General features: G+C 60.5%; 22 protein-coding genes and 1 riboswitch. Of the genes, 10 read left to right on the top strand and 12 right to left on the bottom strand.

Annotation, left to right across the window (positions count from 1 at the left end; all coding sequences use genetic code 11):
- Positions 1 to 58: 58 nt before the first annotated feature.
- Both madL and madM read left to right on the top strand, forming a co-directional pair.
- Positions 59 to 475 carry a malonate transporter subunit MadL gene (madL, locus tag GXB78_RS12640; RefSeq protein ID WP_329515623.1) on the top strand — a complete coding sequence of 139 codons (417 nt, stop codon included), beginning with the start codon at positions 59 to 61 and terminating at the stop codon, positions 473 to 475.
- Position 476: 1 nt separating this feature from the next.
- Positions 477 to 1,241 carry a malonate transporter subunit MadM gene (gene madM, locus GXB78_RS12635; RefSeq protein WP_329515622.1) on the top strand — a complete coding sequence of 255 codons (765 nt, stop codon included), beginning with the start codon at positions 477 to 479 and terminating at the stop codon, positions 1,239 to 1,241.
- Between the two features lie 190 nt (positions 1,242 to 1,431).
- Here madM and GXB78_RS12630 read toward each other — a convergent pair whose 3' ends face one another.
- The gene (locus GXB78_RS12630) at positions 1,432 to 2,352 is read right to left on the bottom strand and encodes a LysR family transcriptional regulator (protein WP_329515621.1); all 921 of its coding nucleotides are present in this window, start codon (positions 2,350 to 2,352) and stop codon (positions 1,432 to 1,434) included.
- A 161-nt stretch (positions 2,353 to 2,513) separates the two neighbouring features.
- On the opposite strand from GXB78_RS12630, the gene trhA reads away from it, so the two are divergent.
- Positions 2,514 to 3,131 carry a PAQR family membrane homeostasis protein TrhA gene (gene trhA / locus GXB78_RS12625; RefSeq protein WP_039757573.1) on the top strand — a complete coding sequence of 206 codons (618 nt, stop codon included), beginning with the start codon at positions 2,514 to 2,516 and terminating at the stop codon, positions 3,129 to 3,131.
- Between the two features lie 92 nt (positions 3,132 to 3,223).
- On the opposite strand, the gene GXB78_RS12620 is transcribed toward trhA, so the two are convergent.
- Complete coding sequence (locus GXB78_RS12620) at positions 3,224 to 3,943, bottom strand: 16S rRNA (uracil(1498)-N(3))-methyltransferase (protein WP_329515620.1); 720 nt, start codon at positions 3,941 to 3,943, stop codon at positions 3,224 to 3,226.
- Positions 3,944 to 4,144: 201 nt separating this feature from the next.
- On the bottom strand, positions 4,145 to 5,551 hold the full coding sequence (locus GXB78_RS12615; protein WP_329515619.1) for an adenosylmethionine--8-amino-7-oxononanoate transaminase: 1,407 nt from the start codon (positions 5,549 to 5,551) through the stop codon (positions 4,145 to 4,147).
- Positions 5,552 to 5,774: 223 nt separating this feature from the next.
- On the opposite strand from GXB78_RS12615, the gene GXB78_RS12610 reads away from it, so the two are divergent.
- Positions 5,775 to 7,517 (top strand): flavin monoamine oxidase family protein, encoded by a 1,743-nt coding sequence (locus GXB78_RS12610; RefSeq protein ID WP_329515618.1) that lies wholly within the window; start codon positions 5,775 to 5,777, stop codon positions 7,515 to 7,517.
- A gap of 363 nt (positions 7,518 to 7,880) precedes the next feature.
- Here GXB78_RS12610 and GXB78_RS12605 read toward each other — a convergent pair whose 3' ends face one another.
- Entirely contained in the window at positions 7,881 to 8,378 is a 498-nt protein-coding gene (locus tag GXB78_RS12605) for a hypothetical protein (protein ID WP_123417826.1), read from the bottom strand.
- 300 nt (positions 8,379 to 8,678) lie between these two features.
- Between GXB78_RS12605 and GXB78_RS12600 the strand changes: the two genes are divergently transcribed.
- Positions 8,679 to 9,230 carry a cytochrome b gene (locus tag GXB78_RS12600; protein WP_329515617.1) on the top strand — a complete coding sequence of 184 codons (552 nt, stop codon included), beginning with the start codon at positions 8,679 to 8,681 and terminating at the stop codon, positions 9,228 to 9,230.
- Positions 9,231 to 9,261: 31 nt separating this feature from the next.
- The gene (locus GXB78_RS12595) at positions 9,262 to 9,840 is read left to right on the top strand and encodes a YceI family protein (protein ID WP_039757580.1); all 579 of its coding nucleotides are present in this window, start codon (positions 9,262 to 9,264) and stop codon (positions 9,838 to 9,840) included.
- 249 nt (positions 9,841 to 10,089) lie between these two features.
- Here the strand turns inward: GXB78_RS12595 and GXB78_RS12590 are convergent, their stop codons facing one another.
- The 4 genes from GXB78_RS12590 to ahcY form a co-directional block, all read right to left on the bottom strand.
- Complete coding sequence (locus GXB78_RS12590; RefSeq protein ID WP_253496728.1) at positions 10,090 to 11,958, bottom strand: DEAD/DEAH box helicase; 1,869 nt, start codon at positions 11,956 to 11,958, stop codon at positions 10,090 to 10,092.
- Positions 11,959 to 12,179: 221 nt separating this feature from the next.
- A complete protein-coding gene (locus GXB78_RS12585; RefSeq protein ID WP_329515616.1) occupies positions 12,180 to 12,992 on the bottom strand; it encodes a substrate-binding periplasmic protein in 813 nt (270 codons plus the stop codon).
- 203 nt (positions 12,993 to 13,195) lie between these two features.
- Positions 13,196 to 14,041, bottom strand: a complete 846-nt coding sequence (gene metF / locus GXB78_RS12580) for a methylenetetrahydrofolate reductase [NAD(P)H] (protein ID WP_329515615.1) — start codon at positions 14,039 to 14,041, stop codon at positions 13,196 to 13,198.
- Between the two features lie 186 nt (positions 14,042 to 14,227).
- Positions 14,228 to 15,637: an adenosylhomocysteinase gene (gene ahcY, locus GXB78_RS12575; RefSeq protein ID WP_039757587.1), complete on the bottom strand. Its 1,410-nt coding sequence runs from the start codon at positions 15,635 to 15,637 to the stop codon at positions 14,228 to 14,230.
- 23 nt (positions 15,638 to 15,660) lie between these two features.
- Positions 15,661 to 15,759: riboswitch (S-adenosyl-L-homocysteine riboswitch) on the bottom strand.
- A 191-nt stretch (positions 15,760 to 15,950) separates the two neighbouring features.
- On the opposite strand from ahcY, the gene GXB78_RS12570 reads away from it, so the two are divergent.
- Together GXB78_RS12570 and GXB78_RS12565 are read left to right on the top strand one after the other, a co-directional pair.
- Positions 15,951 to 16,355 carry an acyl-CoA thioesterase gene (locus GXB78_RS12570; RefSeq protein ID WP_016772772.1) on the top strand — a complete coding sequence of 135 codons (405 nt, stop codon included), beginning with the start codon at positions 15,951 to 15,953 and terminating at the stop codon, positions 16,353 to 16,355.
- Between the two features lie 173 nt (positions 16,356 to 16,528).
- A complete protein-coding gene (locus GXB78_RS12565; RefSeq protein ID WP_329515614.1) occupies positions 16,529 to 17,416 on the top strand; it encodes a formate/nitrite transporter family protein in 888 nt (295 codons plus the stop codon).
- Here the strand turns inward: GXB78_RS12565 and GXB78_RS12560 are convergent, their stop codons facing one another.
- Positions 17,417 to 18,682, bottom strand: coding sequence for a cation:proton antiporter (locus GXB78_RS12560; protein ID WP_329515613.1), 1,266 nt, complete (start codon positions 18,680 to 18,682; stop codon positions 17,417 to 17,419). It abuts the gene before it with no gap.
- A gap of 308 nt (positions 18,683 to 18,990) precedes the next feature.
- The gene (locus tag GXB78_RS12555; RefSeq protein ID WP_329515612.1) at positions 18,991 to 20,160 is read right to left on the bottom strand and encodes an MFS transporter; all 1,170 of its coding nucleotides are present in this window, start codon (positions 20,158 to 20,160) and stop codon (positions 18,991 to 18,993) included.
- A 347-nt stretch (positions 20,161 to 20,507) separates the two neighbouring features.
- On the opposite strand from GXB78_RS12555, the gene GXB78_RS12550 reads away from it, so the two are divergent.
- The gene (locus tag GXB78_RS12550; protein ID WP_325717305.1) at positions 20,508 to 20,891 is read left to right on the top strand and encodes an MAPEG family protein; all 384 of its coding nucleotides are present in this window, start codon (positions 20,508 to 20,510) and stop codon (positions 20,889 to 20,891) included.
- Positions 20,892 to 21,005: 114 nt separating this feature from the next.
- On the opposite strand, the gene mltA is transcribed toward GXB78_RS12550, so the two are convergent.
- Positions 21,006 to 22,190: a murein transglycosylase A gene (mltA, locus tag GXB78_RS12545; protein ID WP_329515610.1), complete on the bottom strand. Its 1,185-nt coding sequence runs from the start codon at positions 22,188 to 22,190 to the stop codon at positions 21,006 to 21,008.
- A 128-nt stretch (positions 22,191 to 22,318) separates the two neighbouring features.
- Here mltA and GXB78_RS12540 point away from each other — a divergent pair, with 128 nt between their 5' ends.
- Positions 22,319 to 22,768, top strand: a complete 450-nt coding sequence (locus GXB78_RS12540) for a c-type cytochrome (RefSeq protein ID WP_329515609.1) — start codon at positions 22,319 to 22,321, stop codon at positions 22,766 to 22,768.
- Between the two features lie 120 nt (positions 22,769 to 22,888).
- On the opposite strand, the gene GXB78_RS12535 is transcribed toward GXB78_RS12540, so the two are convergent.
- Positions 22,889 to 23,284 (bottom strand): DUF1090 domain-containing protein, encoded by a 396-nt coding sequence (locus tag GXB78_RS12535; RefSeq protein WP_016772779.1) that lies wholly within the window; start codon positions 23,282 to 23,284, stop codon positions 22,889 to 22,891.
- Positions 23,285 to 23,381: the final 97 nt, after the last annotated feature.

Here is a 23,381-nt window from a genome sequence, read left to right as displayed (position 1 = left end):
CCGACTCAAGCTTCGAACAACAAGAACAATTCGACGATGCATTTTGAGGACTACAACAATGATTATTTACGGTGTGGCACTGCTGGCGATCTGTACGCTGGCAGGGGTGATCATGGGCGACATGCTTGGTGTTTTGCTGGGCGTCAAATCCAACGTCGGCGGGGTCGGCATCGCCATGATTCTGCTGATCTGCGCGCGCTTGTGGATGCAAAAGCGCGGCGGCATGACCAAGGATTGCGAGATGGGCGTCGGCTTCTGGGGCGCGATGTACATTCCGGTGGTGGTGGCGATGGCCGCGCAACAGAACGTCGTCACCGCCCTGCACGGCGGCCCGGTGGCGGTGCTGGCGGCAATCGGCTCCGTGGCGGTTTGTGGTTGCACGATTGCCCTGATCAGCCGCACGCATAAAGGCGAGCCATTGCCTGATGAACCGGCGGAAATTTCCACGGTCGGCACACCGGTAGGAGGTCGCTGACATGTGGGATCTCATCGAAAAAGGTCTGGAACACAATGGGCTGGTCACCGCGTTCGCCTTCGTCGGCGTGATCATGTGGGTGTCGGTGATTCTCTCCAAGCGCCTGACCTTCGGGCGCATCCACGGCTCGGCGATCGCCATCGTCATCGGCCTGGTGCTGGCCTGGGTCGGCGGCACCATGACCGGCGGGCAAAAAGGCCTGGCCGATCTGACGCTGTTCTCCGGCATCGGCCTGATGGGCGGGGCGATGTTGCGTGACTTCGCCATCGTCGCCACCGCCTTCGAAGTGCAGGCCACCGAAGCGAAGAAGGCCGGGATGATCGGCGTGATCGCCTTGCTCCTGGGCACGATCCTGCCATTCATTGTCGGCGCGTGCATGGCCTGGACCTTCGGCTATCGCGATGCGGTGAGCATGACCACTATCGGCGCGGGCGCGGTGACATATATCGTCGGGCCGGTGACCGGTGCGGCGATCGGCGCGACGTCGGATGTGATGGCGCTGTCGATTGCCACCGGGTTGATCAAGGCGATTCTGGTGATGGTCGGCACCCCGGTTGCGGCGCGCTGGATGGGTCTGGACAATCCGCGTTCGGCGATGGTCTTTGGCGGGCTGGCCGGGACGGTGAGTGGGGTGACGGCGGGGCTGGCGGCGACGGATCGGCGCTTGGTGCCGTACGGGGCGTTGACGGCTACCTTTCACACCGGGCTAGGGTGTTTGCTGGGGCCATCGTTGTTGTTCTTCATTGTTCGCGCGATTGTCGGCTGAAGATCAAGAGCCCCTCACCCTAGCCCTCTCCCGGGGGGAGAGGGGACTGACCGACGTGCTTGTTCGAGTTACACCGACCTGACATTCCTGTGTCGAACTCAGGTCTTGAAACCCATGAAGATCTGCTCCCTTCCCCCCTCACCCCCTTGGGGGAGAGGGCTGGGGTGAGGGGGTAGCTCTTGATCTTGATCTAAACCCCAACCTGGCGATTGGCATACATCCGACACTCCGCCAATAACGCCAACAAGTTCGGATCGCGCTCCTTGGCCTTCAGAAACACCACGCCAATGTGCTGCTGCAACCGGTACTTCTCCTGCAACGGGATCAGCTTCACCCGATTTTCGTACACCGCCGCAATCCTTCCTGGCAGCAACGCATAACCCACCCCCGAGCTGACCATGCTCAGCAAGGTGAAGATGTCGTTGACCTGCATCGCCACCTTCGGCTCGAACCCCGCCTGTTTGAATACCCGCACACCGTCCTGATGCGTGGCGAAGCCCTGGGTCAGGGTGATGAAAGTCTCGTCGCGCACTTCCGCCAGATCGACTTCACTGCGCTGGGCGAACTTCGAATCCGCCGGGGTGGCGAGGAAGATGTCGTCGGAAAACAGCGCAATCTGTTCGCAATCCGGATCGTTGATGCTGTCGTCCAGCGACACCAGAATTGCGTCGACTTCCATGTTTTTCAGCTTGTAGAGCAGGTCGATGTTCGAGCCGAGGATCAGGTCGATGTTGAGTTCGCTGCGACGGATTTTCAGGCCCATGATCAGCTGCGGTACGGTCTTCACCGTCAGCGAATACAGCGAGCCGAGCTTGAAACGCTCGGCGGAGAACCCGGCGGCTTCGCGGGTCAGGCGCACGCTTTCGACGACGTCGTTGATCAGCTTCTGCGCGCGTTCTTCCAGCACATAAGCGCTTTCCAGCGGCGTCAGGTTGCGGCCCTCGTGTTTGAACAGCGGGCAGCGCAGGGCGTTTTCCAAAGAGTGAATGGCGCGGTGCACGCTGACGTTGCTGGTCTGCAATTCGGCGGCGGCGCGGGCAAGGTTGCCGGTGCGCATGAAGGCGAGGAACACCTCGAGTTTTTTCAGGGTCAATTCTTCGTCGATCAGCATGGCGCGGACTCTTTTTGGAATGCGGCGATTGTGCACGGAAGATCAAAAGATCGCAGCCTTCGGCAGCTCCTGCAGGGGATCGTGTTGAACGCAAACTTGCGCTTTTACGCTCAAGGCCCGAGCCTTGCGCGCTGCGGTAACGAATGTGAGGTGAGCAATACATGTATCACGGGGAAAAACTCAACGCCTGGACCCATCTGGTCGGAGCCATTGCCGCGTTTATCGGCGGCGTGTGGATGCTGGTAATCGCCAGCCTCGACGGCAGTCCATGGAAGATTGTCAGCGTGGCGATTTATGCGTTCACCTTGCTGGTGCTGTACAGCGCCTCGACCGTTTACCACAGCGTGCGCGGGCGCAAGAAAGCGATCATGAAGAAGGTCGATCATTTTTCGATCTATCTGTTGATCGCCGGCAGCTACACGCCGTTCTGTCTGGTGACGTTACGCGGGCCGTGGGGCTGGACGCTGTTCGGGATTGTCTGGGGGCTGGCGTTGATCGGCATTCTGCAAGAAATCAAACCGCGCTCCGAGGCGCGGATTCTGTCGATCGTGATTTACGCGGTGATGGGCTGGATCGTGCTGGTCGCGGTCAAACCGCTGATTGCCGCGCTGGGTACGGCGGGGTTTGCCTGGCTGGCGTCGGGCGGGGTCTTGTATACGGTGGGGATTATCTTTTTTGCCCTGGATCACCGCCTGCGGCATGCCCATGGCATCTGGCATCTGTTTGTGATTGCCGGGAGCTTGCTGCATTTTGTCGCGATTCTGTTCTACGTCCTTTGAAGCAAGATCAAAAGATCGCAGCCTTCGGCAGCTCCTACATTGGAATGCATTTCAATTGTAGGAGCTGCCGAAGGCTGCGATCTTTTGGGGCCTTAGAAATCCCCCCAAAGTTGCTGGGCCACCGCCAGCGCCACCACCGGCGCGGTCTCGGTGCGCAACACCCTTGGGCCGAGGCGGGCGGCGTGGAAGCCGTTGGTCTTGGCCTGCTCGACTTCGGTATCTGACAAGCCACCCTCCGGCCCGATCAGGAACGCCAGCGTCGCCGGTCTGGCATGACTGACCAGCGGCTCGGCCACCGGGTGCAGGACCAGTTTCAACTCGGCCTCGGTCTGCTTGAGCCAGTCTGCCAATAGCACCGGCGGATGAATCACCGGCACCCTTGAGCGCCCGCACTGTTCGCAGGCGCTGATCGCCACCTGACGCCAGTGCAGCAAGCGCTTGTCGGCGCGTTCGTCCTTGAGGCGCACTTCGCAGCGTTCACTGAAAATCGGGGTGATTTCCGTGACGCCCAGTTCAGTGGCTTTCTGAATCGCCCAGTCCATGCGCTCCCCCCGGGACAGGCCCTGGCCGAGGTGGATCTGCAGCGGCGATTCGACCTGCCCGGCGAATTGCTCGTCGATCTGTATGACGACGCGCTTCTTGCCGACTTCCACCAGCGATCCGCGAAATTCATGGCCGGAACCGTCGAACAACTGCACGGCATCGCCTTCGGCCATACGCAGCACGCGGCTGATGTAATGCGCCTGGGCCTCGGGCAATTCGTGTTCACCGGTGCTCAGCGGGGCGTCGATAAAGAAGCGGGACAGTCTCATTTCGGGTCTCTTGAAAATGGGCACAGAATGGCGGCGGTGCAGTGTTTTTGTGGCGAGGGAGCTTGCTCCCGCTCGGCTGCGAAGCAGTCGCAAATCCTGTCGGCGCGGTATGCCTGTTTTACCGCGTCGCCTGGGGTCGGGAGTCCTTCGGCCTCCAGCGGGAGCAAGCTCCCTCGCCACGGGGTTTGCTGGATTGGGGGTTCAGCCCGGATCACGGAAGCCTGGATGGAAATCTTTCGGTACCGCAACGCTGACACTGTCACGCGTCGCAATATCAATGCCTTCACTGGCCACTTCAGCCAGAAAGTCGATCTGCTCCGGGGTGATCACATAGGGCGGCAGGAAATACACCACGCTGCCCAGCGGCCGCAACAGCGCGCCACGTTCCAGCGCATGCTGGAACACCTTCAAGCCACGGCGTTCCTGCCAAGGGTAGGCCTCTTTCGTGGCTTTATCCTTGACCATCTCGATGGCCAGGACCATGCCGGTCTGGCGCACTTCGGAAACGTTCGGGTGATCGACCAGATGCGCCGTCGCCGAGGCCATGCGCTGAGCGAGGGCCCGGTTGTTCTCGATGACGTTGTCCTGCTCGAAAATGTCCAGCGTCGCCAGCGCCGCCGCGCACGCCAGCGGGTTGCCGGTGTAGCTGTGCGAGTGCAGGAACGCGCGCAGGGTCGGGTAATCGTCGTAGAAGGCGCTGTAGACCTCGTCGGTGGTCAGGCACGCTGCCAGCGGCAGATAGCCGCCGGTCAGGGCTTTCGACAGGCAGAGGAAGTCCGGGCGGATGCCGGCCTGTTCGCAGGCGAACATCGTCCCGGTGCGGCCGAAGCCGACGGCGATTTCATCGTGGATCAGGTGCACGCCGTAACGGTCGCAAGCCTCGCGCAGTAGCCTGAGGTAGACCGGGTGATACATGCGCATGCCGCCGGCGCCCTGAATCAGCGGCTCGACGATCACTGCCGCGACGCTGTCATGGTTTTCCGCCAGGGTCTGTTCCATGGCAGCGAACATGTTGCGCGAATGCTCTTCCCAGCTCATGCCCTCGGGGCGCCCGTAACAATCCGGGCTCGGCACTTTGATGGTGTCCATCAGCAGGGCTTTGTAGGTCTCGGTGAACAGCGGCACGTCGCCGACTGCCATCGCTGCCATGGTTTCACCGTGGTAACTGTTGGTCAGAGTGACGAAGCGCTTCTTGTTGGGCTGGCCGCGATTGAGCCAGTAGTGAAAGCTCATTTTCAGCGCGACTTCGATGCACGACGAGCCGTTATCGGCGTAGAACACCCGATTCAGGCCTTCCGGGGTCATCTTCACCAGGCGCTCGGACAGCTCGATCACCGGCTGATGACTGAAGCCGGCGAGAATCACATGTTCGAGTTGATCGACCTGATCCTTGATGCGCTGGTTGATGCGCGGGTTGGCGTGGCCGAACACATTGACCCACCACGAGCTGACCGCGTCGAGGTAGCGCTTGCCTTCGAAGTCTTCGAGCCAGACGCCTTCGCCGCGCTTGATCGGGATCAGCGGCAGCTGTTCGTGGTCTTTCATCTGGGTGCAGGGATGCCACAACACCGCGAGATCGCGTTGCATCCACTGGTTATTCAGGCCCATTTACAGTCTCCTCGAGGCGGCTCGCGTCAAGCGCGGGCGAACAATCGCGCAAGCCTATGCAATGCATCGCGCGGGAACAACCCATTGTGTCGATTGAGCTACTTTGTCTGAGGCGATAGACGTGGCTGGCGGCGTTTTGATGGCTAACGTATTCTTCGCGGTTCTTTGAGTCGTCTGACTCGCAAAACTGCTTTTTCCCACATGTTTTTCCGGAGTTCGCTGAATGTCTGTCGGTTGGCTGCGCGCCTGTGCGCTGGTGATGTTGGGGCTGTTCAGCGTTACGGCGCTGGCCAAGGATAAAACCGCAATCGTGATCGGCGGCGGCCTGTCGGGTCTGACTGCCGCTTACGAGCTGCAGAACAAGGGCTGGCAGGTCACCCTGCTGGAAGCGAAGCCGAGCCTGGGTGGGCGCTCGGGCATGGCCACCAGCGAGTGGATCGGCAACGACAAGACCCAGCCGGTGCTGAACAAGTACGTCTCGACTTTCAAGCTCGGCACCACGCCGGCGCCGGAATTAGTCCGTACCCCGAGCTATCTGATCGACGGCGATTATTTCTCCGCCGCTGATCTGGCCACCAAGCAGCCAGCCACCGCCGATGCGCTCAAGCGCTACCAGAAAACCCTCGACGATCTGGCGCGCTCGATCGACGACCCGCAGAACCCGGCCGCGACCGCGACCCTGCATGCGCTGGATCAGATCACCGTATCGAGCTGGCTCGACAAGCAGAACCTGCCAGCCACCGCGCGTCAGTTGATCAACCAGGACATTCGCACCCACTACGACGAACCTTCGCGTCTGTCGCTTTTGTATTTCGCTCAGCAGAACCGCGTCTATCGCGGCGTTTCCGACCGTGACCTGCGCGCCTCGCGTCTGGTCGGCGGCAGCCAGGTGCTGGCCCAGGCCTTCGTCAAACAGATCAAGACCATCAAGACCAGCTCGCCGGTCTCGGCCATCACCCAGGACAAGGACGGCGTGACCGTCAAGGTCGGAAGCGTCGGCTATCAGGCTGACTACGTGGTACTGGCGGTGCCGCTGCGCGCACTGAACAAGATTTCGCTGACGCCAGCGCTGGATGCTCAGCACCTGGCGGCGATCAAAGGCACCAACTATGGCTGGCGCGACCAGATCATGCTGAAGTTCAAGACGCCAGTGTGGGAAAGCAAATCGCGCATGTCCGGCGAGATTTACAGCAATACCGGTCTGGGCATGCTGTGGATCGAACCGGCGCTGAAGGGCGGCGCCAACGTGGTGATCAACCTGTCCGGCGACAATGCCCGCGTGATGCAGGCGTTCGGCGACAAGCAGATGGTCGATCAGGTGCTGATCCGTCTGCACGCGTTTTATCCACAGGCCCGTGGCTCGTTTACCGGTTATGAAATCCGTCGCTACAGCACCGACCCGTCGATGGGTGGTGCCTACCTCGCTTACGGTCCGGGGCAGATCAGCAAGTTCTGGCGGCTGTGGGAACGCCCGCTGCAACGCGTAGCGTTCGCCGGCGAACACACCGACACCTTGTACCCGGGCACTCTGGAAGGCGCACTGCGCACCGGCCAGCGCGCGGCCAGTCAGGTTGAAGATCTGGCGGCAGGCAAATCGTTCGAACCGGTGAAAGTGGTTCCGGCTGCAGCAGCGGCAGGTGCGGCGGGTGCCGTGGCAGCGAAGAAAGGCAACTTCTTCAGCAACCTGTTCGGCGGCTCGGATGACGAGAAGAAGCCTGAGCCAGCGAAAGCGCCAGAGCCAGCACCTGCTCCGGTCGCTCCAGCGCCTGCACCGACCCCGGCCCCTGCGCCAGCTCCGGTGGAAGCACCGAAACCAGCGGCGCCGGTAAAAGCCGAGCCAGCGAAGAAGCCTGCGGCAAAAACCGAAACGAAAAAGCCTGCGGCGAAACCTGCGGCAAAAAACGCTGAACCGGCGAAGAAGCCAGCGGCCAAGCCGGCAGCGACCACCGAGACCAAGGCGCAGTAAGGCTTTGCTCCCATGAAAAACGCGGCCCTCGGGTCGCGTTTTTTTTGCCCTGCGTTTCTGTCCTTCGTCATCTGGTTACGGGACTTACCTGCGTACCGGAGGCTTCCCACAAAACACTCGGAACCAGGTGATAGCGGCTGCCAGCGCGCCAATTTTATGCTGGAAAAAATTGGAGGCATGCTATGCAAACGCTTATCGCGATACTGGTTTTGATTGCACTTTCCGGATGTAGCAAAGGGCAATTTTTCCCCGGCGGTTATGGTTCTGAACTGGCGCACAAGTGCCAGATAGACCCCTACAGTGCCGAATGCCTGCAACCGCCGGCGGTACTTCATAACTGACCGGCCATGAATGGCTGGTCAGTTAAAACTCCCACTTGAAGAACTCTGTCCCGTTCGGCAGTTTCCTCAGCCACTTTTGCTTGGGTTTGCGCAGGCGCCCAGGAATGAAACCGAAACGCGCCCAGCGCAGACTGCCCGTGCGCTGGTCGTAAATCACCAGGTTTCCATCGTCCTGCACAGTCATGTATGTGTTGTACCAAAGCGACTTGTCGGCGCTATGCGTGCTTTCCGCGATCCATAATCGTCGCCTGGAGGGGTCATAAAGAAAGCCGCTGTTGCTGATCACAAACTGCAGCGGCTCGCGCATCTTCTTCGGGTGCAAAGTTGCGCTGTAAGGTTGATTGGCGTCGGCGATCCAGATGATCGCCTCACCGTCCTTGAGCACGAGGTTCCCGTCGCTTTGCAGCATCAGACGAAATCGACCGTTCTCGGATTGCAGGAATTGGCCCGCAGACATCGTTTGATTGGGAGGCAGTACAGAAGAACCACTTGCTTGAAAGGGCGTATATCGCAGAGCCATGTTTTCGTGCCTGTTTGAATAATGAAAAGAAGCATCATTCGAGCAGGTTTGAATTGCGCATCAGCGGTACATAGTTATCAGGGGCGAGTTTCGCCGTCTGCGTGTGCAGAGATGACGATGGTCAATGCAGCCCCCGTCATTTGTACAAGCGCTCCACGCAGGAATCGCCTTTAATCCTTCCTTAACACCCCGCTCGCAGACTCTTGATCGTATTTCTCGATATTTCAAAGCAAAATTTTCCGCTTTAATTCGATAGATAACTCGCTAGTCTTGGTTCGCAGTTCTCACAGGATTTGGGCAATGCAGCTACGTAACTCTTCTTCGCGCTATGGTTGGGTCAGCATCTTCATGCATTGGGTCGTGGCGTTGGCGGTCTTCGGGCTGTTTGCGCTGGGTCTGTGGATGGTCGGGCTGGATTACTACAGCACCTGGCGCAAAGACGCGCCGGACCTGCACAAGAGCATCGGCCTCGTGCTGCTCGCTGTGATGGTGTTGCGGGTGTTGTGGCGCTTCATCAGCCCACCGCCGCCAACCTTGCAAAGCTACAGCCGCATGACCCGCATTGGCGCTAAATTCGGCCATGGGTTTCTGTATCTGGCGCTGTTCGCTGTGATGATTGCCGGTTACCTGATTTCCACCGCAGACGGTGTCGGGATCCCGGTGTTTGGCCTGTTTGAAGTTCCTGCTCTGCTCTCCGGACTACCGGGTCAGGCAGATACCGCTGGGGTGATTCATCTGTGGCTGGCGTGGGCACTGGTAATTTTTTCCGGTCTCCATGCGTTGGCAGCATTGAAGCACCATTTTATCGATCGTGATGCGACCCTCACCCGAATGCTTGGTCGCAAAGCCTGAAATTCAACCTCGACTCAAAGGAAAAGAAAGCATGTTGAAAAAGACTCTGGCCGCTCTGGCAATCGGTTCTGCCGTGCTGTCCGCCAACGTAATGGCTGCTGACTATGTAGTAGACAAGGAAGGCCAGCACGCCTTCGTCGACTTCAAGATCAGCCACCTGGGCTACAGCTACATCACCGGTACCTTCAAGGACATCGACGGCAAGTTCAGCTTCGACGCTGCCAAGCCTGAAGACAGCAAGATCGAGTTCAACGTCAACACTGCCAGCGTGTTCACCAACCACGCCGAGCGTGACAAGCACATCGCCAGCGCTGACTTCCTCAACGCCAGCAAATTCGGCAAAGCCACTTTCGTGTCCACCAGCGTCAAATCCACTGGTGCCAACACGGCTGACGTGACCGGCGACCTGACCCTGCTGGGCGTGACCAAGCCAGTTGTCGTCAAGGCAACCTTCCTGGGCGAAGGCAAGGATCCATGGGGCGGCTACCGTGCCGGCTTCGAAGGCACCACCACCATCAAGCGTTCCGATTTCGGCAAGCAGAAAGACCTCGGTCCGAAGTCTGACGCGGTCGAACTGTACGTTTCGTTTGAAGGTGTGAAAGCGAAATAACTTTCGCCGCCACATGAAAAACGCCCCCGGTCGCAAGGCTGGGGGCGTTTTTATTGCTGCAACACGCTATTCCTTGTGGGAGCGAGCCTGCTCGCGAAAGCGGTATGTCACTCGGCAGAGATGCAACTGATCCGACGCTTTCGCGAGCAGGCTCGCTCCCACAGGGGGGTTGCGGTGTGGCAGAGATAATAGAGGTAAAAAAATGCCCCGGCTCTTTCGAGTCGGGGCATTTTTCATGGCGGCTTGAACTCAGCGATTGCGGGTCAGCAGTGCTGGTTTCTCGCCGCGCGGGCGGGTTGGCAGTTGATCGAGCTGCTCAGGCGTCGGGAAGCGGTCGGCTTTCGATTCCTTGTGCATGATCTTCGGACCGTTGCTGCGCGGGTTCTGCACGGCCGGTTCGCTGCGTGGTTGATCGTCACGGGCCGGGCGGCGGTTGCGCGGCGCGGATTCGTCACGACGACCCTGACCGTCACGCGGTGCGCCATTGCGCGGGCCGCTGCGTTTGGCCGGTGGTGTGCCGGTGCTCGAACCGTTGCTGTTGCGCGGACCGTTCTGGCGACCCTGTGGCTGACCGCCGCGTGGTGCGCCAGTGCCTGCGCCTTGCGCCGGGGCGCCCGGACGACGGCCACGGCCGCCGGCAGGAGCGGCTTTCGGCACGTAATCAACGCGGTTACCGAAGTTATCGATATCGTCGTCGAGGAACTCGTCCGGGGCACGGTCAGCCGCTGCACGCGGTGGCTGGCTCGGACGCTGTTCGCGGCTCGGCGTGCCTTCGCGCGGTTTCTGCTGACGGGCAGGGCGCTCGCCACGATCACCGGCCGGTTTTTCCTTGCCCTTGTCTTTGCCTTTGTCCTTGCGACCACCGCCACCACCGCCGCCATTCGGGCCGTCGCCGCGTGGGCCACGGGAATTGCGCGGGTTGCGGATGTCCGGACGCTCGCGGGCTTCCGGCTTCTCGGCTTCGATGGTGCTGGAGTCGAAGCCCATCAGATCGCCGTCGGCAATCTTTTGTTTGGTCATGCGTTCGATGCTTTTCAGCAGCTTTTCTTCGTCCGGCGCGACCAGCGAGATCGCCTCGCCCGAACGACCGGCGCGGCCGGTGCGGCCGATACGGTGCACGTAGTCTTCGTCGACGTTCGGCAGCTCGAAGTTGACCACATGCGGCAACTGGTCGATGTCCAGGCCACGGGCAGCGATGTCGGTGGCAACGAGAATGCGCACTTCACCGGCCTTGAAGTCGGCCAGGGCTTTGGTGCGGGCGTTCTGGCTCTTGTTACCGTGAATCGCCACCGCCGGCAGGCCGTGTTTGTCCAGGTATTCAGCGAGACGGTTGGCGCCGTGCTTGGTGCGGGTGAAGACCAGCACCTGTTCCCACGCGCCGGCGGTGATCAGGTGTGCCAGCAGCGCACGCTTGTGGCTGGCCGGCAGGCGGAATACGCGTTGTTCGATGCGCTCGACCGTGGTGTTCGGCGGCGTCACTTCGATGCGTTCCGGGTTGTGCAGCAACTTGCCGGCGAGGTCGGTGATGTCTTTGGAGAACGTCGCCGAGAACAGCAGGTTCTGACGCTTGGCCGGCAGACGTGCGAGGACTTTCTTCACGTCGTGCACAAAACCCATGTCGAGCATGCGGTCGGCTTCGTCGAGGACGAGGATTTCCACGTGGGACAGATCGACACTGCCCTGGCCGGCGAGGTCGAGCAGACGACCCGGGCAGGCAACGAGGACGTCGACGCCACGAGACATGGCCTGGACCTGTGGGTTCATGCCGACGCCGCCGAAGATGCAGGCGCTGACGAATTTCAGGTCACGGGCGTAGATCTTGAAGCTCTCGTGCACCTGGGCCGCGAGTTCGCGGGTCGGGGTCAGGACCAGTACGCGTGGCTGGCGCGGGCCATGACGCTGGGATTTGTCCGGGTGACCGTTGGGGAACAACCGCTCCAGAATCGGGAGGGCGAAGCCGCCGGTTTTACCGGTACCTGTCTGAGCCGCAACCATCAGGTCGCGACCTTGCAACACGGCGGGAATGGCCCGCTGTTGCACCGGAGTAGGCTCGGTATAGCCCGCATCTTCGATGGCACGGACTAAAGCCTCGGAGAGACCGAGGGAAGCAAAGGACATGAGTAATCCTGTTTTAGTTAGGGCTTGGCCCAATGGGAGTCTTGCCTGGCGCGAATCACGTTTAAGAGGACGCAATCCCGTCCGGTCCAGCGGCGGTTCCGAAGGCTCGTCAGGAGCGCTCGCGCGGGCTGGAAGCTGCGCTGTAGCGGGTCGTGAGGCCTGTTACGGTTCCGGGCGTCCGGGCGTGAGCCTGGCGGGAACGCCGGAGTATAACAGAGCAATCACTGCGCGCTGCTTTCCTGCTGCTCAACGGTTTTGCCACTGGCCGTGGCCGAGCGCAGAGAAGCGCTGTCGACGGGAGCAGCACCGTAGCGTGCGCTGAGCTCGGCGTAGGCCGGTTCGCGCTTGAAACGCTTGAGCTCGGCGCCAAAACGCTGCACCAGCAGGTCCATGCCGGCATTGCGCCGAACCGCCAGAAACTGGCTCTGCCGGCTGATAACCGTCGGGTTTTCCGTGATCAGATCGCGAATATTCAGTTCATCAAGCAAATGCTGGCCGACACGGCGATCGGTAATCACCAGGTCGATACGCCCGCGCACCAGTTTGCCGAAGTTGGCTTCATGGGTTGGCGCCGGCTCCCGGCTGAACAGCTGTGACTGGCTGAAATCCGGGCTGTACAGATAGCCCGGCGAGGTGCCGATGGTCAGCCCCTTGAGTTGTTCCAGGGTGCTGAACGGGTGCGGCCGATCGTTGGCGTAGAACATTACGAATTCAACGTCGGACAACGGTTCGCTGGGGTAGAGCAGGGTGGCGTCGCGCTCGGCGCTGTGAAAAATGTCCAGCGCACCGTCGGCCTGACCGGTTTCGAGCATCGACAGGCAGCGCTTCCACGGCAGGAACTGCCACTCGACTTCAATGCCCAGGCGTTTGAACACGATGGCGGTGGTTTCGTAGTCCAGCCCGAGGTTCTGCCCGCCCTGTTCGTACACGTAGGGCGCCCAGGGCTCGGTGACAATACGCAACTTCTCGCCCCGAGCGGCGAAGCTCAGGCAAGCAAAAACCAGCACGGCGAATAACTGCGTGATCAAAGGCATGGCTGGAGATTACGACGAGAAACCCGAAAGAGCCAGAAAGTGCCTGCACAAGCTCTGTTTCGCGGGCTTAAAAGCAAAAGACCGCAGCCTTCGGCAGCTCCTACGGGATACGAAATTCCAATGTAGGAGCTGCCGAAGGCCGCGATCTCTTGCTCTTGCTTTTGCTCTTGCTTGTAGCTTTCAGCTTGAAGCTTGCAGCTGCTTCACCGCGGCAACTTCAGGTTATTCCAGATCGCCAGGCTAGGCTCGGCCTGGTTCATGGAATAGAAATGCAGCCCTGGTGCGCCGCCCTGCAGCAGACGTTCGCACATTTCGCTGACGACTTGTTCGCCAAAGCGCTGAATGCTTCGTGTGTCGTCGCCGTAGGCTTCCAGTTGCTTGCGGATCCAGCGCGGGATTTCCGCACCGCAGGCATCGGAGAAACGCGCAAGTTTGCTGTAGTTGGTGATCGGCATGATCCCTGGCACGATCGGCAGATCCACGCCCAGCGCCTGCAAACGGTCGACAAAGTAGAAGTAGCTGTCGGCGTTGAAGAAGTACTGGGTGATCGCGCTGTCGGCACCGGCCTTTGCCTTGCGCACGAAGTTGGCGAGATCATCTTCGTAGTTGCGCGCTTGCGGATGCATCTCCGGGTAAGCGGCGACTTCGATGTGGAAATGGTCGGCGGTTTCTTCACGAATGAATTCCACCAGCTCATTGGCGTGACGCAGCTCACCGCTGGTCATACCCATGCCGGACGGCAGATCGCCACGCAGGGCGACGATGCGCTTGATGCCGGCAGCCTTGTATTCGTTGAGCAGGCCGCGCAGGTCGTCCTTGCTGTCGCCGACGCACGACAGGTGCGGTGCGGCAGGTATTTTGACTTCGCTTTCCAGCTGCAACACGGTGTTGAGCGTGCGATCACGGGTCGAACCGCCAGCGCCGTAGGTGCAGGAAAAGAAATCAGGGTTGTAAGTGGCCAACTGACGGGCAGTGGCGAGGAGCTTTTCTTGCCCGGCATCGGTCTTGGTCGGGAAAAACTCGAAGCTGTAGCGACGGTCTTGGGACATTGGAGGGGGCCTCCAGCTACGAGCTGCAAGCTTCAAGCTGCAAGAGGGCGGAGCGCCGGGATCCTGTGCCTGAAGCTTGCAACCAGCGGCTGCGTAATAACGATGAAGAAGCCAGCGACAGCTACAAGCCTCAAGTAAACCAACCGCTTTTACTTGCCGCTTGCAGCTTGAAGCTCGCAGCTGCTCTTAATAGCGATAGGCGTGCGGCTTGAACGGGCCTTCGACGGTGACGCCGATGTAGTCAGCCTGTTGCTTGGTCAGCTGAGTGACCACGCCGCCGAAGCCGCGCACCATTTCCAGAGCCACTTCTTCGTCGAGTTTCTTCGGCAGTACTTCAACGGTCAGACGCTCGGCTTTCTGTGCTGGCGACAGGTCGGCGTATTTCTGGCCGAACAGGAAGATCTGCGCCAGTACCTGGTTGGCGAACGAACCGTCCATGATGCGGCTCGGGTGACCGGTGGCGTTGCCCAGGTTCACCAGGCGGCCTTCGGCCAGCAGGATCAGGTAGTCGTCGTTCTGTGGGTCGAAGCTGCCGGCACCGGTGCGGTGAACCTTGTGCACCTGTGGCTTCACTTCTTCCCATGCCCAGTTCTTGCGCATGAAAGCGGTGTCGATTTCGTTGTCGAAGTGACCGATGTTGCAGACCACGGCGCGCTTCTTCAGGGCTTTGAGCATGTTCGCGTCGCAGACATTGACGTTACCGGTGGTGGTCACGATCAGGTCGATCTTGCCCAGCAGCGCTTTGTCGATGCTCGCTTCGGAACCGTCGTTGATACCGTCGATGAACGGCGAAACCAGTTCGAAACCGTCCATGCAGGCTTGCATGGCGCAGATCGGGTCGACTTCCGACACTTTGACGATCATGCCTTCCTGACGCAGGGACTGCGCCGAGCCCTTGCCCACGTCACCGTAACCGATGACCAGCGCTTGCTTGCCGGACAGCAAGTGGTCGGTACCACGCTTGATTGCATCGTTCAGGCTGTGACGGCAGCCGTACTTGTTGTCGTTCTTGGATTTGGTCACCGAGTCGTTGACGTTGATCGCCGGGATTTTCAGCTCGCCCTTGGCCAGCATGTCCAGCAGACGGTGTACGCCAGTGGTGGTTTCTTCGGTCACGCCGTGAACGCGATCGAGCACTTGCGGGTATTTCTTGTGCAGAAGCTCGGTCAGGTCGCCGCCGTCGTCGAGGATCATGTTGGCGTCCCATGGCTGGCCATCCTTGAGGATGGTCTGCTCCAGGCACCACTCGTACTCTTCTTCAGTCTCGCCTTTCCAGGCGAACACCGGGATACCGGCGGCAGCGATAGCGGCAGCGGCCTGATCCTGAGTGGAGAAAATGTTGCAGGACGACCAGCGTACTTCGGCACCCAGGGCAACCAGGGTTTCGATCAGCACGGCGGTCTGAATGGTCATGTGGATGCAGCCGAGGATTTTCGCGCCCTTGAGCGGCTGCTCGGAAGCGTACTTGCGGCGCAGACCCATCAGGGCAGGCATTTCCGATTCGGCGATGATGGTTTCGCGACGGCCCCAGGCAGCCAGGGACATATCGGCAACTTTGTAATCGGTAAAATCGGCAGGCGTGTTGACAGCGCTCATGAAGAGCCTCCATTCGTAATGTATGCGAATGGGCGCCGTTGTGCGTTTAGTGTCCGGGATGAGCCGGTCAACGCCCCATCCGAGCCTGACAGGTCGAACCTGCTGCAGCGCCCCTCGGACAGGTGGCGGGAAAACGGCATAGCCGTTCTGAATCGGTGGCGATTATAGCGGTCTTCGCCCGGCTAGTGGCAAGCGGCAAGCTACAAGCGGCAAGTAAAAGCCAATCCGCTTTTACTTGCAGCTTGTAGCTGAAAACTTGAAGCTGGGGGCCAATACCCCTAACGCCCAAACGCCTCGACCTTGGAGCCCCCCCATGAATTTCCACACCCGCAAATGGGTTAAACCCGAAGACCTCAACCCCAACGGCACGCTGTTTGGCGGCAGCCTGCTGCGCTGGATCGATGAAGAAGCGGCGATCTACGCCATCGTGCAGTTGGGCAACCAGCGCGTGGTGACCAAGTACATCTCGGAAATCAACTTCGTCAGCGCCTCGCGCCAGGGCGACATCATCGAACTGGGCATCACCGCCACCGAATTCGGCCGCACCTCGATCACCCTGACCTGCGAAGTGCGCAACAAGATCACCCGCAAGAGCATCCTGACCGTGGAGAAGATGGTCTTCGTCAACCTCGGCGAAGACGGCCTGCCGGCGCCGCACGGGCGGACGGAGATCAAATATGTGAAAGACCAGTTCAAGGATGACGAAGCCGTTCAATAAGATCGGCGGCGCATTCTTCGCGAGCAGGCTCGCTCCCACAGGTACGCGTGATCCCTGTGGGAGCGAGCCTGCTCGCGAAAGAGGTTGCCCGTTCAGCGAAGATTCGCCTGGCCACTGAACAGCCATGAAGCGCAACGGTCGTAGCTACATCGCCCCCCACCGGTTGCCACGCCATGACCACCCCCACCAGCGACAAGACCCCCGACCTCTCGGCCAAGGAGCAGCACGAAGTCGAGAAGAGCCAGCCGCCGCGCGCGGCCGTTCTGCATGAAATCATCCGCACCCAGGGCGATCAGGAACTGGAGCGCAGCATTGCCGCGCTGTGGTGGTCGGCGCTGGCGGCAGGGTTGACCATGGGCCTGTCGCTGATGGGCATGGGCTTGCTCAATTCGCGCCTACCCGATGGCGACGAATTCAAGGTGATCGCCAGTTTCGGCTACTGCGCCGGTTTCCTCGCGGTCATCCTCGCGCGGCAGCAGCTGTTCACCGAAAACACCCTGACCGCCGTTCTGCCGGTGATGACCAAGCCGACGCTGCTGAATTTCGCCCGGCTGATGCGTCTGTGGTCAGTGGTACTGGTCGGCAACCTCTGCGGGACGATTCTGGTCGCCTACGTGATGCTCGAACTGCCGATTTTCGACAGCAAGACCGATGTCGCCTTCCTCGAGATCGGCCGCAAGGTCATGGAGCACAGCGCCAGTCAGATGTTCGCCAAGGGCATTGTTTCCGGCTGGATGATCGCCACCATGGTCTGGATGATTCCGTCCATGGAGAGCGCGAAGATGTGGATCATCATCCTCATCACCTATTTCATGGCGCTGGGCGACTTCACTCATATTGTCGTCGGATCGGCGGAAGTGTCGTATCTGGTGTTTGCCGGAGAGTTGCCGTGGAGTGATTTCTGGGCGGTGTTCGCCGCGCCGACGCTGGCGGGAAATATCATCGGCGGCAGCTTTATCTTCGCGCTGATCAGCCATGCGCAGATTCGCAGCGAGAGCGGTGCGCCGAAGGAGCCTGCGAATCAGGCTGTTGAGCCCGATCCGCAGTCGATCAAGAAATGATCAGTGGTGTGCTGGCTCAGGCACGCTGGCCGGCTCATTGCGCGTCGCGTGCTTGACCAGTTTGCCGATGGTCAGCCCCTGCAACAGGATCGACGAGAGCACGACGATGTAGGTGATGCTCAGCAGCAGGTCGCGTTGCGGGCCCAGCGGCAGGGCCAGCGCCAGTGCCACCGACACACCGCCGCGCAAACCACCCCAGGTGAGAATGCGGATAGTGCCGGCCGGCACTGAGCGCCAGCGACGCAGCAAGAGGATCGCCGGGGCCACGGTAAGCAGGCGCGACAGCAGAATCGCCACCGCCAGCAGCCCTGCGGCGGCCATGTGCAGCCAGTTGAACGGCAGCAGCAACAACTCCATGCCGATCAGTGCAAACAGCAGGGCGTTGAGCATGTCATCGAGCAACTCCCAGAAACCGTCCAGATAGCGGCGGGTCATGTCGTTCATCGCCAGATTGCGCCCAAGGTTGCCGATGATCAGACCGGCGACCACCATCGCGATCGGCGCCGAGACGTGCAGTTCGGTGGACATCGCCGAACCGCCGATCACCAGGGCCAGGGTCAGCATTACCGTGATCTGATGCTGCTCGATGCTTTTGATCATGCGATACACCAGATAACCGATCAGACCGCCGAACAACACACCGCCAATCGCTTCGTGAACGAAGAGCATGGCCGTGGCGCTGACGGTCGGGGTTTCGCCCAGTTGCGCAATGCCCAGCAGCACGGTGAAGACCACTACCGCCGTGCCGTCGTTGAATAGCGACTCGCCGACGATGGTGGTTTTCAGCGGTTTCGAAGCGTTGGCCGTGCGTAATACGCCGAGCACGGCAATCGGGTCGGTCGGCGAGATCAGCGCGCCGAACAACAGGCAGTAGAGGAAACTCACGTGCCAGCCGAACAGGGCAAAGATGTAGAAGGCCAGACTGCCGATCACCACAGTGGCGATCAATACGCCGAAAGTCGCCAGCAGGCCGATCGGCCAGCGGTAGCTGCGCAAGTCATTGAGGTTGACGTGCAGGGCGCCGGCGAACAGCAGGAACGAGAGCATCCAGTTCATCAGCAGATCGCCGAAATCGATCTGGCCGATCAGTTGCTGCACGCGATCTTCGAGGCCAGGGAAACCGAGCACGCTGAGGCCTTGCAGGATCAGCGAAAACAGCAGCGCGGTGACCATCACGCCGATGGTCGGTGGCAGGCCGATGAAACGGAAATTGACGAAGGTCAGGAGGGTGGTGAGGCAGATGAAAGCGGCGACAAGTTCAAGCATCCGGAGTCCTTGGGATGGAGGGTGAATGGCACGCGACCGGAGTCTGCACGCAGGGATTTGATGGGGTGGGGGTGGCTGAGGGCACATCCGAATCCGGAGTCAAATTCAACAGCCCTCACCCCAGCCCTCTCCCAGAGGGAGAGGGGGCCGACCGAGGTGTCTGGTGAGGTGCATCGATCTGGACGATCGGGTCGATTAAGGATTCAGCAAAGCACGTTCAAGTCGGCGTGGGTATCGAGCATTCCCCGATCAGTCCCCTCTCCCGCTGGGAGAGGGCTAGGGTGAGGGCTGCATCTGGCAACCCACAATCAGCCAGACACATTGACCGCACTGGCCCGCCGGCGTTGCAGGTAAATGAACAGCAGCGCCGTCAGCACCGTCAGCACGCCAACCAGCGCCCCGGTCCAGGGCAAGTCCGCCAGATCCGCGCCGCTGGCCACTACCAGCCCGCCGATCCAGGCGCCCGCAGCGTTGCCGAGGTTGAACGCGCTCTGGTTCAGCGTCGACCCGAGATTCGGCGCTTCGTGGGCCTGATCAATAATCAACAGCTGCAGAATCGGGCACAGTGCGAAAGCGAAAACTCCCCACAGCACCAGCGTGATCGCCGCCGGAATAACCGCACGGCTGGTCTGGCTGAACGCCGCCAGAATCACCACGACCGCCAGCGCCACGCCGACCAGCGATGGCAACAGACGGCTGTCAGCCAGACGCCCGCCGAGCATGCTGCCCGCCGTCAGGCCGACGCCGAACAACAGCAGCATCACCGTCACGCCGTGGGGGCTGACGCCGGTGATGTCTTGCAGAATCGGTGCGATATAGGTGAACACGCTGAACAGACTGGTCGAGGCCAGCACACTCATGCCCAGCGCCAGCAGCACGTTGGCCTTGCCCAATACTTTGAATTCGCTGGCGAGGTTGGCCTTGTCCATCGCGATGTGTTTCGGCAACCACAGCCATTGCGCCAGCGCGGCGACAATGCCGATCACCGACACCGCCCAGAAGGTCGAGCGCCAGCCAGCGTATTGGCCCAGCGCTGTGCCCAAGGGTACGCCGAGGACGTTGGCCAGGGTCAGGCCGGTGAACATCATCGCAATGGCCTGCGCGCGTTTGTTCGGCGCAACCAGCCCGGCGGCGACCACCGAGCCGATGCCGAAAAACGCGCCATGACACAGCGCCGTGACCACGCGTGCCGCCATCAGCGTTGCGTAGTTCGGCGCGAGCGCGCAGAGCACGTTGCCGAGAATGAACATCAGCGTCATGCCCAGCAGTGTCGCTTTGCGCGGCATGTTGGCGGTGCCGATCGCCAGGATTGGCGCGCCGAACACCACGCCCAGGGCGTAACCGGTGATCAGCAGGCCGGCGTGAGGAATGCTCACGGCGAGGTCGCGGGCGACGTCGGGCAGCAGGCCCATGATGACGAATTCGGTGGTGCCGATGCCGAATGCGGCAACGGCGAGTGCAAGCAAAGCGAGGGGCATGCGCAAGGTCTCTGTCAGTAGTCTTGACGCTTTGATCAGGCATACGCGTGCCAGCGACCGTTTTCGAAGAAAGCGGAGCAGGCAGCTTTTATTGGAATTTTTGGGTGTGCAACTGAGTACGGCGTGGTGGGGTGCAGTATAAACAGCTGCTGACACATGGCGAATCAATAATCTGACTGATCGGTTCCGGATTCGGATGTTCAGCGTAGACGCTGTCGTGAAATATCCGTCTGAAAGAACCTTTCGGTCGGCCACGGCTCTTAGCCTGTGGGCAGGTGCTGATCGGCATGCTGGTGATGAAGTTCTGACCGCTCGCCCATTACTCGAATCGAAAAAAGGACGACGTTATGACGGTGGCTCTGTGGTGTGTGTTGATCGCGATTTTTCTGCCGTACGTGTGCACGATCGTGGCGAAGGCAACCGGCGGTTTCCGCCTCAAGGACAATTACGATCCACGGGACTTTCTCGACAGTGTCGATGGCGTCGCTCGTCGCGCCCATGCCGCGCAACTGAACAGCTTTGAAGTGACTCCGGCGTTTGCCGCCGCGGTGATCGTTGCGCATCTGGTCGGCACTGCCGAACTGGTGACGGTCAATGTGCTGGCCGTGCTGTTCATTACCAGCCGTCTGCTGTACATCATTTGCTACCTGGCCGACTGGGCTGCACTGCGTTCGGTGGTGTGGTTTATCGGGATGGCGTTGATTGCTTCGTTCTTCTTTGTGTCTATCTGATTATCGGGTGGTGCTGCCGGCCTCTTCGCGAGCAGGCTCGCTCCCACATGGAAATGCATTCCAGATGTGGGAGCGAGCCTGCTCGCGAAGGCGACCGATCAGACCATGAAGAACCTAAGACTTTTGCTTCGGTGTATCCGCCACCTGCGGCACTTGCGGCAATTCTTTTCCTTTAGGCCAGAGCATCCAGATCTGCCCTTGCTGTTTCATGTCCCCGGCCAGTTGCCCGGCCGCATCGCCAGTGCCCCAGAACAGATCCGCACGCACCTCACCGGCAATCGCGCCGCCGGTATCCTGCGCCGCGACCGGGCGCACCAGCGGTGTGCCATCCGGTTTGGTGGTGGACAGCCATAACAGGCTGCCCAGTGGAATCACCTTGCGATCCACCGCCGCGCTGTAGCCGGCGGTCAGCGGCACGTTCAGCGAGCCGCGCGGACCTTCGTTGCTGTCCGGGTTGCGGGTGAAGAACACGTAGCTCGGGTTGCTGGCGAGCAGTTCCGGGATGCGAGTCGGGTTGGCCTTGGCCCAGTTGCTGATCGCGCTCATGGTTACCTCTTCCTTCTTCAGCTCACCTTGCTCGACCAGCCAGCGACCGATCGGCCGGTACGGGTGGCCGTTCTGGTCGGCGTAGGCGATGCGCAACTGTTTACCGTCCTCGGTCTGAATCCGGCCCGAGCCCTGAATCTGCAGAAATTGCAGGTTCATCGGATCAGTCAGATAAGCCACTACCGGCGCTTTCACGCCTTTGGATTCAATGGTCGCCGCATCGTCGTAAGGCTTGAGCACGCGGCCTTCGAGACGGCCGCGCAGGCGCTTGCCTTTGAGTTCCGGATAGATGCTGTCGAGCGAGACGATGATCATGTCTTCCGGCACGCCATACACCGGCACGTTTGCCGTCGCGGTTGGCGTCAGGCTGCCGGGATACACCGGTTCGTAGTAGCCAGTGATCAGACCGTTGGGGTTGTCGTTCTCGGCGCGCAGGCCGTAGACATCGAGGTTCTGCTTGAGGAACGCGCGAATCTCGGCGGCGCTCTGCGGCACATTGGCTGCCGCAGCGCAGGTCGGGCCCCACACCGCGTCGGCTTTGAGTCGGGTGCAGGCGCTGCGCCACGAGCCGAAACCGGCGACCAGATCGCTGTCGGAAACTGCCGGCAACGCTTCCCAGGTTGCGCTGGAATAGGTGGCCAGCGCATGGGTTTTCGGTTTGGCGCTGTCGCCGCCAGTACAGCCGGCGAGGATGGCCAGTAGCGGGAGGGTGACGAGAAGCGGGTGACGCCAGGCCGTGAAGCGGCTGTTCATGGAGTGATTCCTGTGCCGGTTAGCCGAGTGCTCCATGCGCTCGACCAACCCGTATTTTTAATAGGGCTATTGGTGTTTGGCGGTGAGCCGAGGATACTGGCCGCCGATTTCCGCGACCTGAAGCCACCATGACTCTGAAACGAATTGCTGTTGTACTGCTGGCCTGTCTGACCTTGTCCGCCTGTGGCGGCGTCGACCCGAACTCGCCATTGGGCCAGCGCAAGGCCATTTTCAAGCAGATGCTCAAGACCAGCGAAGACCTCGGCGGCATGTTGCGCGGGCGCATCGCCTTCGACGGGCCGAAATTTGCCGAAGGCGCGGTCAGACTTGATGCGTTGGCCCATGAGCCGTGGAAGCATTTCCCGCAGGTGCGCGAAGAAGATCACACCAGCGCCAAAGACGACGTCTGGCAGAAACAGGCGCGTTTTCAGGAACTGGCCCGCGTCCTCGAAGCGGCTACCGGTGAACTGGTCGTCGCCAGTCAGGTTCAGCCGTACAAGGCCAGCAATCTCGGACCGGCAGTGCAGAAAGTCGAGGATGCCTGCAGTGCTTGCCATAAAGAGTTTCGCGATCATTGATTTGTGTAGCCTTGACTGACGCCTTCGCGAGCAGGCTCGCTCCCACACGGGATATGCATTCCCATGTGGGAGCGAGCCTGCTCGCGAAAGCGGTCTGCCATTCGCCACCAAATCAAACTTTTACTTATCGATCTCGTCCAGCGCTTCCTGCAGTTCCTTGCGCGACTCGGCCAGCTTCTCCTTGCGCTTGTTGATCTTCTCCGGATCGCCCTTCTTCATGGCCTTGTCGAGGTCCGCCTGACGCTGGCTGACTTCATGCTTGGCCTCAAGCACCTTGTTCTCACGTTCTTTCTTCAGCCCGGCGTCGGTGCAGTGTTCGTTCACTTCGCGCAGTGCGGTTTCAAGACCTGCCTGCTGCTCCATGTTGCCGCGCGATTTGGCCTGTTCGATCTGATTGATGATGCCCTGCTTCTTGGCAGCGCAACCGGTCAGGCCCGGGCCGTCTTCTTCGGCCATGACCGGGGCGGCCATGACACCGCAAAGAGTGAGCAGGGCCAGCGGTGCGAGAAATTTCATAAAAAGCTCCATGTGCAAAGGCAATCGGGGTTGGAGGGCACTGCGCTGTTGGAGCGTCTGGCCGGCCATTGGGTTCCCGCCGGGCGGGGATTGCATG

It is taken from the genome of Pseudomonas moraviensis subsp. stanleyae (genome assembly GCF_036283065.1).
Classification (GTDB): Bacteria; Pseudomonadota; Gammaproteobacteria; order Pseudomonadales; family Pseudomonadaceae; genus Aquipseudomonas; species Aquipseudomonas stanleyae.
Note: the sequence above shows the minus strand (reverse complement) of the source record. Positions and strands in the feature narration are given on the sequence as shown.

Bases quoted from the DNA above. Each gene is read 5' to 3' on its own strand.
- trhA (WP_039757573.1), top strand. From the start codon at position 2,514: ATGTATCACGGGGAAAAACTCAACGCCTGGACCCATCTGGTCGGAGCC.
- GXB78_RS12590 (WP_253496728.1), bottom strand. From the start codon at position 11,958: ATGTCCTTTGCTTCCCTCGGTCTCTCCGAGGCTTTAGTCCGTGCCATC.
- GXB78_RS12615 (WP_329515619.1), bottom strand. From the start codon at position 5,551: ATGGGCCTGAATAACCAGTGGATGCAACGCGATCTCGCGGTGTTGTGG.
- GXB78_RS12595 (WP_039757580.1), top strand. From the start codon at position 9,262: ATGTTGAAAAAGACTCTGGCCGCTCTGGCAATCGGTTCTGCCGTGCTG.
- GXB78_RS12570 (WP_016772772.1), top strand. From the start codon at position 15,951: ATGAATTTCCACACCCGCAAATGGGTTAAACCCGAAGACCTCAACCCC.
- metF (WP_329515615.1), bottom strand. From the start codon at position 14,041: ATGTCCCAAGACCGTCGCTACAGCTTCGAGTTTTTCCCGACCAAGACC.
- mltA (WP_329515610.1), bottom strand. From the start codon at position 22,190: ATGAACAGCCGCTTCACGGCCTGGCGTCACCCGCTTCTCGTCACCCTC.
- GXB78_RS12605 (WP_123417826.1), bottom strand. From the start codon at position 8,378: ATGGCTCTGCGATATACGCCCTTTCAAGCAAGTGGTTCTTCTGTACTG.
- GXB78_RS12600 (WP_329515617.1), top strand. From the start codon at position 8,679: ATGCAGCTACGTAACTCTTCTTCGCGCTATGGTTGGGTCAGCATCTTC.
- GXB78_RS12540 (WP_329515609.1), top strand. From the start codon at position 22,319: ATGACTCTGAAACGAATTGCTGTTGTACTGCTGGCCTGTCTGACCTTG.
- madL (WP_329515623.1), top strand. From the start codon at position 59: ATGATTATTTACGGTGTGGCACTGCTGGCGATCTGTACGCTGGCAGGG.
- madM (WP_329515622.1), top strand. From the start codon at position 477: ATGTGGGATCTCATCGAAAAAGGTCTGGAACACAATGGGCTGGTCACC.
- GXB78_RS12620 (WP_329515620.1), bottom strand. From the start codon at position 3,943: ATGAGACTGTCCCGCTTCTTTATCGACGCCCCGCTGAGCACCGGTGAA.
- GXB78_RS12585 (WP_329515616.1), bottom strand. From the start codon at position 12,992: ATGCCTTTGATCACGCAGTTATTCGCCGTGCTGGTTTTTGCTTGCCTG.
- GXB78_RS12610 (WP_329515618.1), top strand. From the start codon at position 5,775: ATGTCTGTCGGTTGGCTGCGCGCCTGTGCGCTGGTGATGTTGGGGCTG.
- GXB78_RS12535 (WP_016772779.1), bottom strand. From the start codon at position 23,284: ATGAAATTTCTCGCACCGCTGGCCCTGCTCACTCTTTGCGGTGTCATG.
- GXB78_RS12560 (WP_329515613.1), bottom strand. From the start codon at position 18,682: ATGCTTGAACTTGTCGCCGCTTTCATCTGCCTCACCACCCTCCTGACC.
- GXB78_RS12550 (WP_325717305.1), top strand. From the start codon at position 20,508: ATGACGGTGGCTCTGTGGTGTGTGTTGATCGCGATTTTTCTGCCGTAC.
- GXB78_RS12565 (WP_329515614.1), top strand. From the start codon at position 16,529: ATGACCACCCCCACCAGCGACAAGACCCCCGACCTCTCGGCCAAGGAG.
- ahcY (WP_039757587.1), bottom strand. From the start codon at position 15,637: ATGAGCGCTGTCAACACGCCTGCCGATTTTACCGATTACAAAGTTGCC.
- GXB78_RS12630 (WP_329515621.1), bottom strand. From the start codon at position 2,352: ATGCTGATCGACGAAGAATTGACCCTGAAAAAACTCGAGGTGTTCCTC.
- GXB78_RS12555 (WP_329515612.1), bottom strand. From the start codon at position 20,160: ATGCCCCTCGCTTTGCTTGCACTCGCCGTTGCCGCATTCGGCATCGGC.